This window comes from Bradyrhizobium sp. 164, from assembly GCF_023073715.1.
Lineage (GTDB): Bacteria > Pseudomonadota > Alphaproteobacteria > Rhizobiales > Xanthobacteraceae > Bradyrhizobium.
Genome location: NZ_JADPKA010000097.1, coordinates 45,190 through 60,120 on the forward strand (window position 1 = coordinate 45,190; position 14,931 = coordinate 60,120).

Below are 14,931 nucleotides of genomic sequence, written 5' to 3' on the forward strand. Positions count from 1 at the left end.
ATTGATGTCGTATCTCGCGCCTTCGGAATTCGTCACCAAGATGGTGGATGCGGGCGAGTCCAAGATCTTCATGTCCACCCGGGATACCATCATCCGCGCCTACATGGCCGGCGCCATCCTCACGCTCGCCGCATGGTTCGCTGTCACGATCAACGTCAACACCGGCCAGCCGTTGGTCGGCGCGCTCTTGTTTCCGGTCGGATTCGTCATGCTGTACCTCCTGGGCTTCGATCTCCTGACCGGTGTGTTCGTGCTCTCGCCGCTCGCCCTGATCGACAAGCGTCCCGGCGTCACACTCGGCGGCGTGCTGCGCAATTGGGGCTTGGTGTTCGTCGGTAACTTCGCCGGCGCGTTCACGGTCGCCTTCATGATGGCCTTCGTCACGACCTTCGGCTTCACACAGCCGCCTGACAAGGTCGGCACCGCCATCGGGATCATCGGCGAAAGCCGGACGCTCGGCTACGCCGCGCATGGTGCGGCCGGAATGGCGACGCTGTTCATGCGCGGCATGCTCTGCAACTGGATGGTCTCGACCGGCGTCGTCGGCGCGATGATTTCGACCTCGGTCCCCGGCAAGGTTATTGCGATGTGGATGCCGATCCTGGTGTTCTTCTACATGGTGTTCGAGCATTCGGTCGTGAACATGTTCCTGTTCCCGTCAGGACTGCTGCTCGGCGCAAAGTTCTCGATCCTGGACTATTTGATCTGGAACGAGATCCCGACCGTGCTCGGCAACCTCGTCGGCGGCCTGGCCTTCACCGGCATGACCCTCTACGCTACGCACGTCATGACCCTGCCGAAGCGCGAGGTCGGCAAGGCTACGAAGCCCCGCGTTGCGGCCTGATCGAATACGTCTCGACAGAGGAGCCTCGCCTGCGCAGGGTGAGGCTCCTCTTTCCTGGTGACGACGATGACCCCCGGACTCCTGATTTCGGTCGGCCAGCACTCCGACAAGGGTCGCAAGCCCCTCAACCAGGATTTTCACGGCGTCCTCATTCCAGAGGAGCCGCTGCTCAGCCTGAAGGGCATCGCCGCCGTCCTCGCCGACGGCATTTCGAGCAGCACGGTGAGCCAGATCGCCAGCGAGTCGGCGGTCAAGAGCTTCCTGATGGACTATTACTGCACGTCGGAATCCTGGACGGTGAAGACGTCTGCCCGCCGCGTGCTGGATGCCACCAATTCCTGGCTGCACGCGCAGACGCGCAAGAGTCAATACGCCTATGATCGCGACAAGGGCTATGTCTGCACCCTCACCGCCATGGTCATCAAGGCGACCACCGCGCATATCTTCCATGTCGGTGACTGCCGCGTCTACCGCGTCGCCGGTAAGGCGCTCGAGCAACTGACCGACGATCACCGGATCATCGTGTCGTCGGAGCAGACTTATCTCGGCCGCGCACTCGGCATCAATCCGCAGCTCGAGATCGACTATCAGGCCTTCGAGATCGAGGCGGGCGACACCTTTCTGCTGGCGACCGACGGCGCCTACGAATTCGTCGACGCGCGCTTCGTCACGAGCGCGCTGAACGAGCACGCAGGCGAGCTCGACGCGGCGGCCAAGGCCATCGTCGAGGAAGCCTACCGGCGCGGCAGCGACGACAACATCACGGTCCAGATCCTGCGCATCGATGCAGTGCCCCAGCGCGAGCCGGCCGGCATCTTCAATCAGACGTCCCAATTGCCGCTGCCTCCGCTGCCGGAACCGCGCGCGATCTTCGACGGCTACCGGATCATCCGCGAGATCCACGGCAGCAGCCGCAGTCATATCTACTTTGCCGTCGACACCGAGACCGAGGAGCCGGTCGCGCTCAAGCTGCCGTCGGTCGACCTGCGCGATAACGCCGCCTATCTCAAGCGCTTCCTGATGGAGGAATGGATCGCGCGCCGGATCGACAGCCCGCACGTGCTGAAGCCGCGGTCACAGTCGAGACGGCGCAGCTATCTCTACATCGCGACCGAATTCGTCGAAGGCCAGACCTTGAAGCAGTGGATGACCGACAATCCACGCCCCGATCTCGAAACCGTCCGCGGCCTGATCGAGCAGGTCGCCGCGGGCTTACGCGCCTTCCACCGCATGGAGATGCTGCATCAGGACCTCAGGCCGGACAACATCCTGATCGACAAGACCGGCACCGCCAAGATCATCGACTTCGGATCGGTCAGGGTGGCCGGCGTCGCGGAAGCGGCGCCGCGAGACGAGGCCGACGACATCCTGGGAACGGTCCAGTACACGGCGCCGGAGTACTTTCTCGGCGAAGGCGGCTCGCCGCGCTCCGACATGTTTTCGTTGGCTGTGATCTGCTACCAGATGCTGACGGGGAAGTTGCCCTATGGCACCCAGGTTGCCCGAATTCGGCGCAAGGCGGACGTGCGGCGACTTCAGTATCGCCCGGCCGACGAGGACCGCAATGTGCCGGCCTGGGTCGACGGCGCGCTCAGGCGCGCGCTACATCCCGATCCCTACAAGCGGCACGAGGATCTGTCCGAATTCGTCTACGAGCTCCGCACGCCCAATCCGGTCTATCTCGACACGCGGATCACGCCGCTTTTGGAGCGCAGTCCGCTGATGTTCTGGAAATTGACCACGGCGGCGCTCGCCTGCGCGGTCGTCGTGCTGCTGGCGATATTGCACGCGCGCTGATCAGGGGCGTGGCCTCGCAGGGCTCACCACGTGATCAGCGGAGACTGATGCAGCCATGCATCGGCGCGCACCTGATCCAGCACGAATTTTGCGACGTCTGCGCGCGCTATGCTGCCGCCATGGAAGTCCGAAAGATCCGTCAGGGCCCGCACCGAGCCGCGGCCGGGCTTGTTGTTCAGGGCGGAAGGAGGAACCAGGACCCCAGTCCAGCCCGCTGTCTCTGACGATGGCTTCCTGCCGGTTCTTGTCGGCGTACACCTTCTTCAGGAGGAGCGGAAAGATCACATTGTCGGCGAGAAAGCCGCCGTGCCCGGCGCCGTCGCCGGCGCCGATCCCCGTAATGCAAACCAGACGGGAGACATGTTTGGCCTTCACTCGCGCTCACGAGCGCGCGCGTCGCGCTCGAGAGAAGCGTTACCTTGCGGAACGGGCTTACCGGTGTACCCAGCGCACTGACGACGGCGTCACGGCCTTCGAGGGCTTCGAGCAAAACTGTTTCGTCGCGGGCGTCTCCTCGCCCCCGTGATGTCACTCGCCTTTTCGGCGGAACGCACCAGCACGGTGACCTCGTACCCCCGCGCCACCGCCTGGCTGACGATCAGCCGGCCGGTGGCGCCGGTGGCGCCAAGTACCAGTATCTTCGCTGCGCCCTCCGGATTCGCCGGAACGGCGCCGGTCGAAGCGATCATGATCGAATTCCTTGTGAGGATTGGGGCGTGCCGTATCGTCAGGCGGAGGCGGCGATCTCGGAGACGAAGTCGCGATAGGAGCGCAGGGGACGGCGCAGCAGCGCGGTCAGACGCTCGACGTCGCCGGCCTCGGGCACCATTCCCTCGGTGAGGAAACGCTCGCTCATCAGCCGCATGTCGAAGGCCATCCAGCTCGGCATGAACTGCCTGAGATTCTTCTCGAAGCCGGCGGTATCGTCGCCGGGATAGGCGATGGTGCGACCCAGAACCTCCGACCAGACGGCGGCGGCTTTCGCGCCGGTCAGCGTTTCGGGACCGACGAGATTGATGCGGTCGAGCGGCAGCGAGGCTGCGGCTCGCTCTCGACGGATCAGTTCGATGGCGGCGATCTCGCCGATGTCGCGTGCATCGATCATGGCGAGTCCCTTGCTCCCGATGGGCATCGGATAGATGCCGTATCCGGTCACCACGTCCTTGATCGTGACGTCGTTGTTCATGAAGTAAGCGGGGCGCAGGATGGTGGCGTTGAAGCCCATCTGCTCGATCATCCGCTCGACACCGAACTTGCCGGCAAAGTGCGGCACGTTCACGTAGCGATCGCTGTGGATCACCGAGAGGTAGACGACCCGCTCGACGCCGGCCTCGCGGGCCACGTTGAGCGCAATCAGCGCCTGCGTGAATTCATCCGGCACCACTGCGTTGAGCAGGAACAGGGTCGAGACTCCGCTAAACGCGCCGCGGAGCGCGTCGACATCGAGCAGGTCGCCCTGCACGACACTGGTGGAACGATGGACCTGCTCGCACTCGCCGATTTCAACCTCGTCGCCCGACACGGCGGGTTCGGACGCGCCGCACGGGCCGCCGGGCGCCCGAAAGCCACCCTGTCCCGACGGGTCGCCGAGCTGGAGGCCGCGCTCGACCTGCGCCTGTTCGAGCGCGGCGCGCGCGCCCTGAAACTCACGCAGGAAGGACGCGCCCTTTACGAGCGGACGGGGGCATTGCTCGTCGAGCTCGACGAGGCGGCCGCGGCAATCGCTTCGGGTGGGGACAGGCCGCGGGGTCGCCTGCGGATCAGCGCGCCTTTGCTGTTTTCGCAAACTGCAATGGGGAATCTCGCGGCCGGGTTCGCGCTCAGATATCCGGAGGTCCGTCTTGAGGTCACGACGGAAGATCGCTCCGTGGACATGGTGGAGGAAGGGTATGACCTCGTCATTCGGGTCAATCCGGCTCCGGACGAGAGCCTTGTGGGCCGGATCTTTCTGCGCGACCGGCTAGTGGTCGTGGCGAGCCCGGATTTGAAGCGACCGCGGGACGGTATCGCTGTGCCGGCTGTCATGCGCGGAGCGGGCGACCAGCTAACAACCTGGGAGGTGACGGTGCCAGGCGGACGATCGCGCATCACGGTTGATCCGGTCCTTCGCCTGTCATCGCTCGTCATGGTCCGCGATGCAGTCCGGGCGGGCGTCGGCGCCGCGCGCCTTCCCGTGTCACTGGTCAGTCACGACCTGGCTGCCGGCACGCTGGTGCATTGGGGCAACATCGACGGACCAGAGATCGCGTTGTGGACGCTCTATCCATCGCGGCGGCTCTTGAGCGCGCGCGTATCCGCCTTCCTCGACTTCATGAAAGAAGCCTTTCCGATGGGGACGCCTGACGAGTTGGCGGCCTTCATCGGGCGCTGAGAGGCGGCGCGCGCTGCTCGCGCCTGACCGTCAGGCCGGCTCCTCCGCCTTCGTCCCCAGCGGCTTCGGCGCCATACCGCCGCCCGGCTTGAGGTGGAATTCATAGCTCATCAGGTGCCACTGCCCGTTCGCCCTGGTGCCGTCGGGCATCTCAAGGTCGTTGCGCGGCTCGACCTTGGCCACCAGATCGTCCTTCACACCGAACACCACGTCGGAATCCAGGTATTTGTCGCCATCCATGAAGACGTGGGTGATCAGCGGCTCATAACCCTTTGCATTGACCAGGAAATGGACATGCGCCGGGCGCATCGGGTGGCGGTTGGTCTGCATGATCATCTCGCCGACCGGACCGTCGGTCGGGATAGGGTAGCTGCACGGCAGGATGGTGCGAAAGAAGAACCGGCCGTCGTCATCGGTGATGAAGCGCGCCCGCGCTGAGGCGCCGACCTCGTCATAGTTCGGCTTCTGTGAATCGTAGAAGCCGTCATCGTCGGCATGCCAGACGTCGACGGGGACATTCGCGAGCGGCTTGCCCTTGAGATCGGTGACGCGGCTCTGCACGAACATCCGTTCGCCGGTCTGATTGTTCGGCGAGATGTCGGTGCCGTGCGCGGTCACCTTGTGCTCGCCGACGTAGAACGGGCCGAGCACCGTGGTCTGGGTGGCGCCCTCGCGGTCGCGGTGATTGACTGCGTCGACCAGCATGGAGACGCCGAGCACGTCGGATAGCAGGATGAACTCCTGGCGGGTGTCGGTGCATTTCTGGCCGGTGCGGGTCAGGAAATCGATGGCGTATTCCCACTCCTCGAAGGTGAGACCGGTCTTGCTCACGTAATCGTGCAGCGACTTCACCAATTCCTGGAGCAGGAATTTCGCGCGCGGGTCGGGTGTCTGGTCAAAGCTCCGGACGACGGCTTCGGTGAGCTCGGTCTCGTTGAACTGGGTCATGGTGCGTTTGCCTGCGTTTTCTCGTTGGCCCGTTGGGATCTCTTGGGCTGCTTGGAGGCGTTCCAGGTTGGAGCCTACACTAACCGGCCGCCCGGCGTTAAGCGCGACCAGCTTGGAATGAGCCCGCCATTTCGGCTATCAACGGAGCGACAAAAACTGCCCGGAGGAACAGATGCTCGCGCCCACACCCGCCTCGCCCGAATGCGTCGGCATGTCTAAGACCGCACTGGACCGCGTCGATACGCATCTGAAGAACCGGTACATCGACGCGGGCCGGTTCCCCGGCGCGCATCTCCTCGTCTACCGCCGCGGCAAGGTCGCACACAGCTCGGTTCAGGGCCTTGCCGACGTCGAGCGCAAAGTGCCGGTCAAGGACGACACCATCTACCGCATCTATTCCATGACGAAGCCGCTCACCAGCATCGCCTTCATGATGCTGGTCGAGCAAGGTCTCGTCGCGATCGACGAGCCTGTCGCCAAGTACATTCCGGAATGGAAGGATCTCGGCGTATTCGTCGCCGGCACCTACCCGGCCTTCCTGACCCGGCCGCCGTCCCGGCCGATGCTGATCGTCGACCTCCTGCGCCATACTTCCGGCCTCACCTACGGCTTCCAGCAGCGCTCCAATGTTGATGCCGCCTATCGCGCCGAGAAGATCGGGGAGGTCGAGAAGTCCGGCACGCTCCAGACCATGATCGAGAGCCTTGCAAAGATCCCGCTGGAGTTCTCGCCGGGCGAGGCCTGGAACTACTCGGTCGCGACCGACGTGCTCGGCTATCTCGTCGCCAAGATTTCAGGCATGCCGTTCGAGCAGTTCCTGAAAGCGCGCATCCTCGATCCACTCGGCATGACCGACACCGACTTCCACGTGCCAGCCTCGAAGGCGCATCGTTTCGCGGCCTGCTATTCCGCCGATCCAGGCGGCGGAATGACGTTCCATGCCGGCCAGCGGCGCGAGGGCCTGACGCTCCAGGATGATCCGGCAACCAGCTCGTTCCTGTCGCCGCCCTCCTTCATCTCCGGCGGCGGCGGGCTGTGCTCGACGGTCGCCGATTATCTCACCTTCTGCCGCGCGCTGCTCAACGGTGGCGAGCTCGGCGGCGTCAGGCTGATCGGGCCGAAGACGCTGGCGCTGATGACGAGCAACCACATTCCGGGCGGACGCTTCCTGCCCGAGGTGTCACGCTCGCTGTTTTCGGAAGCTGCCTATAACGGAATCGGCTTCGGCCTTGGCTTTGCCGTGACCATGCGCCCGGCCGACACGCTGATCGCCGGCAGCCCCGGCGAATACAATTGGGGCGGCGCGGCGACGACCTCGTTCTGGATCGACCCCGCCGAAGAGCTGATCACGATCTTCATGACGCAGGTATTGCCCTCGAGCGCCTATCCGATCCGTCGCGAGCTGCGCAGCATGGTCTACGCCGCGATCACCGAGAGCAATCTGTAAGGGATGGAATGGATCCCGCGGCCTTGGCCGCGGGATCGCGCCATCAGACGCTCATTTGAGCATCTCCGGCACGATCAGACGCGGCAAGAACAGCGACACGCTCGGCCAAACGATGAGCGCCGCCAGCACGAGCAGCATCGGAATCAGCATGATCACCGTGTCCTTCAGAGCATAACGCAGCCGCACGCCCGCGATCGAACAGGCGATCATCAGACATAGACCATAGGGCGGCGTCACCAGTCCGAAGGCCAGCGAGACGATGGAGATGATCGCGAACTGGACCGGATGGAGGTCGACGGATTTAGCCAGCGGCTCCAGCACCGTGCCGACGATGATGATCGCCGGGATGGCGTCGAGGAAGCAGCCCACCACCAGGAAGCAGAAGGCGATGAAGAAGCCGGCCCCGACGCTGCCCATGCCCCATGTCGAGACGTTGGCCAGCAGCTCTTGCGGGATCCTGTAATAGGCAAGCAGCCAGCCAAACGCGCTCGCGGTGCCGACGCAAAACAGCGCCACGCCGGAAAGGCGCCCGGTATCGAGCAGGGCCTTGTATAATTCGCGCGGGCCTGTCTCGCGATAGAAGAACGCCGAGAGCGCGACGGAATAGAGCACCGCGACGCAGGCGGACTCGGTTGCAGTGAACCACCCGAGCAGAATGCCGCCGACGATGATGAACGGAGTCATCAGCGCTGGTATCGACCGCCAAATGGCGCATCGCATCTCGACCCAGGTCGCCTTCGGATAGGTCGGGTAGCCGCGGCGCACGGCATAGACGTGCACCGTTGCCATCTGCGCGCCCGCGATCAGCAGGCCCGGCACGATGCCGGCCAGATACATCGCCGCGATCGAGGTCGAGATCAGCCCGCCCCAGACGATCATGAGGATCGACGGCGGGATGATGACAGCCAGCACCGCAGAAACCGCGGTGATGGCGATGGAAAAGGAGAGATCGTAGCCTTCCTTGGTCTGTGCATCGATGAAGATCTTTGATTGGCTCGCCGCGTCGGCGGTGGAGGACCCGGAGATTCCTGCAAAGAACACCGACAGCACGACGTTGATCTGCGCCAGGGATCCCGGCCAGTGCCCGACCAACGATCGCGATAGCACCACCAGGCGGTCGGTGATGCCGCCGATGCTCATCAGATTCGCCGTCAGCAGGAAAAACGGGACCGCGAGCAGGATGAATGAATTGTACGCGTTGAAGGTCTCCTGCGCGAGCGTCATCAGTGACAGGTGCGGCTCGATCAGCAGGATCGGCACGCAGGCAAGGCCGAGCGCGAAAGCGACCGGCACGCGCACGATGAGCAGGCCGATGAAAACCCCGAACAGCACCATCGCGGCCTGTCCAGCAGAGAGTACATTGCCGCTCATCGCCCCGCCCCAACCAGAACGCGCATTTCATCAATGATCTGTTCGCCTGCAAAGACGATCCACGTCGCGCCGGTCACGGGCCAGGCAATGTGAATCAACCAAAGCGGCAGATCGGCCAATTCCGAAGTTCTGTTCCAGGCGAAGCGGGTAAACTCCATGCCGGCCAATAGGAACACCAGCGCCAATGCCAGCACGCCGAGACGGGCGAGGATCCGCACCGCGGCCTCCGATCGCCGCGACAGATTGGGCCACACGTCGACCTCAAAATGCTGCGCTTCCCGCACACCGACCATGGCCCCGATCATGATCGTCCAGATGAAGAGAAACCGCGCCATCTCCTCCGTCCAGATGTAGGAAGGAATGAAGGGCGTGTAGCGCGAGATGATTTGCAGCGTGACCGGAAGAACCAGGATACCGACGCTGGCGGCCAGCAGGAATTCCAGCAGCTTCCCATAGGCCGCCGTGACGCGACGCCACAACGACGGTGTGGACGGGACGGGCATTTCAGACATTGGGGCTCCCTGCGGCAGTTCATCCGCCTTCCGGGCAAGAAGCGGGGCCTGCCCGGACTAATGTCGGCGGACAGAGCGACCTCAGACGACGTTGATCTTCTCGAAAATGGCTTCGGCACCAATTTCCTTGGCGTAGGTGGCCATCACGGGATCGGCGAGCTTCTTCATGGCGTCGCGCTCCTCGAAGGGAACGCGCTTGAGCTTGCCGGCCTTCTCGAGCGTGTCGAGCTTGACGACCTCTTCGCTCGACTCGAGCTGACGGCCGTAGTCGCCTGCCTCCTTGCCGGCCTTCATGATCGCGTCCTGCAGATCCTTCGGCAAGGTCTTCAGCGTCTTCACCGAGAAGCAGATCGGCCGGATCGACACCGCGTGCTGCGTCAGGCTGAGATGCGGGGCCACTTCATAGAACTTCATCGCTTCGACGCCGGCCGCCTCGTTTTCGCCGGCCGATATCACACCATTCTGAATCGCGTTGTAGATCTCGTTATAGGCGATCACCGTCGGGCTCATGCCGACCGCCGCAAACGTCTTCGACCAGATCGGCGCGCCCTGCACGCGAACCTTGAGACCCCTAAGATCGGCGAGATTCTTGAGCGGCTTGTTGGCGAAGATGTTGCGGATGCCACCGCCGGCATAACCGATCAGAACGACCTCGGCCTTCGCCGCGACCTCGTCGGCGATCGGTGTCAGGATATTGGCCTCGACGACCTTGTTCATGTGCTCGATGCCCTTGAACACGAAGGGCGCATCGATGAATGGGGCCGCCTTGGCGAAGGTCGACATATGGGCCGGCGAGACGATGCCGTAATCGACCGCCTTGCCCTGCGACATATACTCGAAATATTGCTTCTCGAGGCCGAGCGAGGAGTTCTTGTGCAGCGTGAAGTTGACGGGCTTGCCGTAGTACTTCCTCACCAGCTCCTCGAACCGGATCAGCGCCCGGTTGAAGGCATGATCGTCGTTGAACTGGACGGCGCCGTTCAGCGTGATCGGTGCTTGCGCCCTGAGGATCGACGGCATGCCGATCGTAGCCGCCGCAGCGGTCGCACCGATACCAGCGAGAAATGACCTTCGCTTCATCGTCTCCCCTCCCTTTGATGCTCCGCCCCTGTGGCCGGGGCGTGAGCGCGGCCGGCTTACGGCCGGCGTTCGGGGAGCGTATGAAAAACTACGGCGGGACGGAAGTCATTTCGCGTACGTTGTCGCTCCTCTTCGTCGTAGAGCTGCGCCTGCGCGATCTGTTGCACTGCAACTCGCGTTCCTGCTGGCGCAAGGCCGCATGCGCCACTTCCGGCTCTCGTAAAAGCGGAAGGCTTGCGGGCCTGTGCGCTGCACGCAGAGGTCCGCCCGCCTCCCGCGAGAGGCCTAGTGCATGTGGCCAATCAGATAGATGCCGCCGCCGATCACAACGATCGCCGGCACGGCCCAGAGAATAAATACGGGCATCAACACTCTCCCTAATTGGATGTGCAGACCTTGACGGTCTTCATGCTGCTCTCAGCCTCGGTACGCGTCTTGTAGACCGTGCCCGAAGGGCTGACGACGGTCATGGAGGCGTCTGTCGGCTTCTTATCGACGACAGTGCACTTCTTGGTCTTGACGTCCTGGACGACGTAGAACTCGTCGGCCGCGAACGCTGGCATGGAGAAAGCAACAACCATCAGTGCTGCGGTCGCAATCTTCAGCTTCATGTTTTCCTCCTCCAACTTCCGGGCAGTTTGGCCCGGTCAATTTACAACGGGAAAAAGCGGCAACTTGTTCCCTGGGCTGGGAACCTCGCTCACCCCAAGTTGTTGGTGGCACACTTAATTCTTTTGAGGAGAACGAGATGAAAAAACTGTTCCTGCTGTCCGCTGCGGCGGTCCTGATTTCGACCAGCGCTTTCGCGCAGTCCACTGTGGTGACCACCACCGGAACCGGTCACGCGGCGACAGTTCAGATCGAGCCGCAATACCGGACCAAGATCAAATCCTACATCACCGAGCACCGCGTCCGTCCGGTGACGACGAAGGAAAAGATTGTCGTCGGCGCGACGGTGCCGGGTGACGTCGAGCTTGAGGCCGTTCCGGCGGATTGGGGGCCGTCGCTGACGAAGTACCGCTATGTCTATTTCGGCGATCGCGTGATGCTGGTGGATCCGGGTTCACGCACGGTCGTTCAGGAAATCGATTGATCACGACGTGACCTCCGGCGGCTGTCCCCAGCGGCGGCCGCCCACTTGGAGTTGACCGCATGAAATCGCATCGAGAGGCCCGGATCGCCGGGCTCAGTCTGGCGGCTGTCTACGCCACGTGCCTGCTATTGACCGCGATCGCGATGATCTGACCCCCGCCCCGGCTGCATCCCAAAATCTCCCGGCCTGCTCGCGGATGCGAAAAATCGTGGCGCCGGAGAAGTGCTGCCCTTATGGTCTTGCCAAAACCATAATCTAGCGCCGCTGCGCTGGAATCGGGACGCCCGCGTTTGTCAAAGCTTACCCTGCCGGTCCGGCTCGCTCTCCTGGTCGCGGGAACGATGTTGCCGCTGATCATTTTCGCGGTCGGCATCGCCGTCTACAATTACAAGCAGGATCGAACTGACGCGACCAGCCGCGTGCTGGAGAACGTGCGCAGCATGCGCCTTGTGCTGGACTCCGAAGTGCAGCGGATGACCGGCGGCCTGCAGGTCCTGGCGCTGACGAATTCGCTGCGCAACGACGACTTCCAGAACTTCCGCCGCATCGCGCTCGGCTTCCTCGACCAGTATGGCAAGGGCGGTCTCGTGTTGATCTCCGACCGCAAGGGCCGGCTGTTGTTCTCCTCGACGACGGACGACATCGCGAGCCTGCCGCGGCGCGGCAATCTGGAGATCATCGAAAAGGTATTCGCAACCAGGTCGCCGCAATATTCCGACCTGTTCACCGGCGCGATCAACGGGCGGCAGGTGCTCACCGTCGAGGTCCCGGTATTGCGCGATGGCGAGGTGATCTACGATCTCTGCTTCAGCCCGCCGATCAGCATCTTTCAGGAGCTGCTGGAGAAGCAGCGCCCCGACCGGCTTTGGACAGTGGCCCTGCTCGACACCAAGGCCGTCGTATTCGCGCGCGCACCGAACCCTGCCGAGACGGTCGGCAAGCAGGCTTCCGGCGCGCTATACGATGCGATGTCTCGGACGTCGGAGGCAGCCCTTTCGACCGTTTCGCTCGACGGGATCGCGCTCTCCTCAGCTTTTACCAGGTCGCACCTAACCGGTTGGACGGTCGTGGCTGGCGTCGCCGAGAGCTCGTTGATCGCGCCGCTCTGGCACAACATCGCCATCACCAGCCTGATCGGCGGCATCCTGCTGCTGACCGGCCTGACCTTCGCAGTCAGGATGGCGACCACGATTGCGCGCGGTGAGATGCTGCACAATCTGCTGATTGAGGAGCTCAACCACCGGGTCAAGAACACGCTGGCCCTGATGCAGGCGATCGCGGTGCAGACCTTCCGCAGCGCCAGCCGGGACGAGCGGACCAAGTTCGAGGGACGGCTCGGCGCGCTGGCCGAAGCGCACAATCTCTTGAGCCAGGAGAAGTGGGCGGGCTCGGAGCTGAGAGGCGTTATTGCCCGCGCAATTCAGCCGTTCCTGCTCGCCAAGCCCGACCGCATCCGCATGGCCGGCCCGGCTGTGCCGCTGTCGCCGCGGCTCGCCGTGGTGCTGTCGATGATCGTGCACGAGATCGCCACCAACGCCGCGAAATACGGCGCGCTGTCCAACGAGACCGGCCGGGTGACCCTGGACTGGGAGGTCATCGCCGATGCGCCGAAGCCGCGGCTGCGGCTGATCTGGACCGAGATCGGCGGACCGCCGGTGACGGCCCCAGTGCAACGCGGCTTCGGCTCGCGCCTGATCGAGCGCAGCGCGCGCGACCAGCTCGGCGGCGAGGCAACCGTCGACTTCCTGCCGCGCGGCGTCGTCTGCACGGTGACGTGCGCGCTGGATGAGATGCGGTGAACGGAATGAAGGGGCATCGGCGATGAGAATCAACCATGTGCAGATCCTCGAAGCAAAAGCTTTCGCCGCCTGGCGGGCGTCCTCGCTCTGTTGATCAGAGCGTTGCGACCCCTGCTGAGAAGCGCGAAAACGAAAACGCTCGGATCGTACAAACTCCGTAGCGTCTTTGCTTCGTCTCAGCGCCGTCTTCATGTTCACAGAGCTGATGTCAGGCTTTCATCAGTCGGGCGGTTGCCTGACCTGCAGCGAGAAATAGCCAATCTACCCGATCGTCTGCAACGCCGGGAACGTCTCCAGCAGCCAGATGCTCACGTTCGACACCGCGCCGGTGAGGAAGCCGATGCCGGTGATCACCATCAATACGCCCATGGCGCGCTCGACGTTGACGAGCTGGCCCTTCATCCGTGCGAACAGCGCGGAGAACTGCTCGATCATCAGGGCGGCGATCAAGAAGGGAATGCCGAGGCCCGCGGAATAGACAGCGAGCAGGCCCGCGCCCTTGGTGACCGTCGCTTCGGCCGCGGCAATCGACAGGATCGCGGCGAGGATCGGGCCGATGCAGGGCGTCCAGCCGAACGCAAAGGCGAGCCCCATGATGTAGGCGCCCCAGAGCCCGACGGGCTTCGGGATCGGCAGCCGGCCCTCGCGCATCAACAGGCCGATCCGCGTCAGTCCCAGGAAGTGCAGGCCCATGATGATGATGACGATGCCTGCGAGAATCGACAGCTCGGCCGACCAGGCGCGGATCAGGCCTCCGATCAGCGAGGCACTGGCACCGAGCGCCACGAACACGGTCGAGAAGCCAAGCACGAACAGGAGTGCCGACATCATGATCGCGCGCTTGGACGCCGCGGCCGGCTGGTCGCTTTCGACATGCTCGATCGTGGCGCCCGTAAGATAGATCAGATAGGGCGGGACCAAAGGCAGGACGCACGGCGAGAGGAAGCTGACCAGGCCGGCAATCAGCGCCGCCGGAATCGAAACATTTTGCATGATGCAGTCGGAGCCATCTCAGGCCCGGCACGAGGCGCGGGGAACGCGCGCGGACCGGACCGAACCGGCTCTGGTGTAACCGATGGCTAAGAATGCGCAACAGAGGTGCGCGAAATCCAGGGCTCCTCCCGATGCCGCCCCTGATCACAGATGCGGCATCGGGATGCGCTCAAATCTCGCCGAAAAGCGAGACTCGGCGGCGCGGCTACTTCACCACGCGGAGCAGCGGACGCCGGGGCTGGACCTGCGTCTGCTTGGAAGGGGACGGCGGTTCGCTCGCAGCGCTCCGCAGCATTTCGTCGCACAATGCCTTGAGATCGGCATCGTCAATGCCTTTTAGCTTCATCCTGACGTCGAGAATGACAATGGACAGCAGCTCGGCCGACTCGCGGCTGTTGCTCGCATTGAGAACCCTGCGGCACTCCTCGAGCGTTTCCAGCACCGACTGCAAATGTTCGTCTGAATGCGACACCGGCGTTCTTTCCGTTAAATCGGCCTGCGAGACGTGGTTGTGACGACCCCTTCGGCCCCCGTGGAGCGACAAGGATAACATGAGGCCTCTGAGCCTCTGAACACGATTTCAGTGTGTCTCTGCGGTGAAACCGCGGTTCCCGCCAACATCGTCCCACGACGCCACCGGCAACCATCGGAGCGATCCGGGACCAAACGTCTGGTG

14 protein-coding genes and 1 pseudogene are annotated in these 14,931 nt (G+C 63.4%); 6 read left to right on the forward strand and 9 right to left on the reverse strand.

The features are described 5' to 3' along the window. Positions 1–4: 4 nt before the first annotated feature. On the forward strand, positions 5–844 hold the full coding sequence (locus IVB01_RS30060) for a formate/nitrite transporter family protein (RefSeq protein WP_247279293.1): 840 nt from the start codon (positions 5–7) through the stop codon (positions 842–844). A gap of 66 nt (positions 845–910) precedes the next feature. Next, positions 911–2,641 (forward strand): bifunctional protein-serine/threonine kinase/phosphatase, encoded by a 1,731-nt coding sequence (locus IVB01_RS30065; RefSeq protein WP_247279292.1) that lies wholly within the window; start codon positions 911–913, stop codon positions 2,639–2,641. 23 nt (positions 2,642–2,664) lie between these two features. Here the strand turns inward: IVB01_RS30065 and IVB01_RS30070 are convergent. Both IVB01_RS30070 and IVB01_RS30075 read right to left on the reverse strand, forming a co-directional pair. Then, positions 2,665–3,330 (reverse strand): annotated as a pseudogene (locus IVB01_RS30070) (SDR family oxidoreductase). 38 nt (positions 3,331–3,368) lie between these two features. Then, positions 3,369–4,163, reverse strand: a complete 795-nt coding sequence (locus IVB01_RS30075) for an NmrA family NAD(P)-binding protein (protein WP_247495123.1) — start codon at positions 4,161–4,163, stop codon at positions 3,369–3,371. Here IVB01_RS30075 and IVB01_RS30080 point away from each other — a divergent pair. Next, the gene (locus IVB01_RS30080; RefSeq protein ID WP_247279290.1) at positions 4,119–5,012 is read left to right on the forward strand and encodes a LysR family transcriptional regulator; all 894 of its coding nucleotides are present in this window, start codon (positions 4,119–4,121) and stop codon (positions 5,010–5,012) included. The two genes, IVB01_RS30075 and IVB01_RS30080, sit on opposite strands and share 45 nt — an antisense overlap. A 30-nt stretch (positions 5,013–5,042) precedes the next feature. Here the strand turns inward: IVB01_RS30080 and IVB01_RS30085 are convergent, their stop codons facing one another. After that, the gene (locus tag IVB01_RS30085; RefSeq protein WP_247279289.1) at positions 5,043–5,960 is read right to left on the reverse strand and encodes an intradiol ring-cleavage dioxygenase; all 918 of its coding nucleotides are present in this window, start codon (positions 5,958–5,960) and stop codon (positions 5,043–5,045) included. A gap of 172 nt (positions 5,961–6,132) precedes the next feature. Here IVB01_RS30085 and IVB01_RS30090 point away from each other — a divergent pair, with 172 nt between their 5' ends. Next, positions 6,133–7,407 carry a serine hydrolase domain-containing protein gene (locus tag IVB01_RS30090; RefSeq protein WP_247279288.1) on the forward strand — a complete coding sequence of 425 codons (1,275 nt, stop codon included), beginning with the start codon at positions 6,133–6,135 and terminating at the stop codon, positions 7,405–7,407. Positions 7,408–7,458: 51 nt separating this feature from the next. Here IVB01_RS30090 and IVB01_RS30095 read toward each other — a convergent pair whose 3' ends face one another. The 4 genes from IVB01_RS30095 to IVB01_RS30110 all read right to left on the reverse strand — a co-directional run bounded on the left by IVB01_RS30095 (position 7,459) and on the right by IVB01_RS30110 (position 10,981). After that, positions 7,459–8,778, reverse strand: coding sequence for a TRAP transporter large permease (locus IVB01_RS30095; protein WP_247495124.1), 1,320 nt, complete (start codon positions 8,776–8,778; stop codon positions 7,459–7,461). Beyond that, positions 8,775–9,290 carry a TRAP transporter small permease gene (locus IVB01_RS30100; protein WP_247279286.1) on the reverse strand — a complete coding sequence of 172 codons (516 nt, stop codon included), beginning with the start codon at positions 9,288–9,290 and terminating at the stop codon, positions 8,775–8,777. Before IVB01_RS30100 ends, IVB01_RS30095 begins: the two co-directional genes overlap by 4 nt. Before the next feature lie 81 nt (positions 9,291–9,371). Next, positions 9,372–10,370: a TRAP transporter substrate-binding protein gene (locus IVB01_RS30105; protein WP_247279285.1), complete on the reverse strand. Its 999-nt coding sequence runs from the start codon at positions 10,368–10,370 to the stop codon at positions 9,372–9,374. Between the two features lie 377 nt (positions 10,371–10,747). Beyond that, positions 10,748–10,981, reverse strand: coding sequence for a hypothetical protein (locus tag IVB01_RS30110; protein ID WP_247495125.1), 234 nt, complete (start codon positions 10,979–10,981; stop codon positions 10,748–10,750). 137 nt (positions 10,982–11,118) lie between these two features. Between IVB01_RS30110 and IVB01_RS30115 the strand changes: the two genes are divergently transcribed. Continuing rightward, positions 11,119–11,463 carry a DUF1236 domain-containing protein gene (locus IVB01_RS30115; protein ID WP_247417319.1) on the forward strand — a complete coding sequence of 115 codons (345 nt, stop codon included), beginning with the start codon at positions 11,119–11,121 and terminating at the stop codon, positions 11,461–11,463. A gap of 341 nt (positions 11,464–11,804) precedes the next feature. Then, the gene (locus IVB01_RS30120; RefSeq protein WP_247279337.1) at positions 11,805–13,262 is read left to right on the forward strand and encodes a sensor histidine kinase; all 1,458 of its coding nucleotides are present in this window, start codon (positions 11,805–11,807) and stop codon (positions 13,260–13,262) included. A 261-nt stretch (positions 13,263–13,523) separates the two neighbouring features. Here IVB01_RS30120 and IVB01_RS30125 read toward each other — a convergent pair whose 3' ends face one another. Both IVB01_RS30125 and IVB01_RS30130 read right to left on the reverse strand, forming a co-directional pair. Next, a complete protein-coding gene (locus IVB01_RS30125; protein WP_247279282.1) occupies positions 13,524–14,255 on the reverse strand; it encodes a cytochrome c biogenesis protein CcdA in 732 nt (243 codons plus the stop codon). Between the two features lie 205 nt (positions 14,256–14,460). Next, complete coding sequence (locus tag IVB01_RS30130) at positions 14,461–14,727, reverse strand: hypothetical protein (protein ID WP_346015484.1); 267 nt, start codon at positions 14,725–14,727, stop codon at positions 14,461–14,463. Between the last annotated feature and the right edge of the window lie 204 nt (positions 14,728–14,931).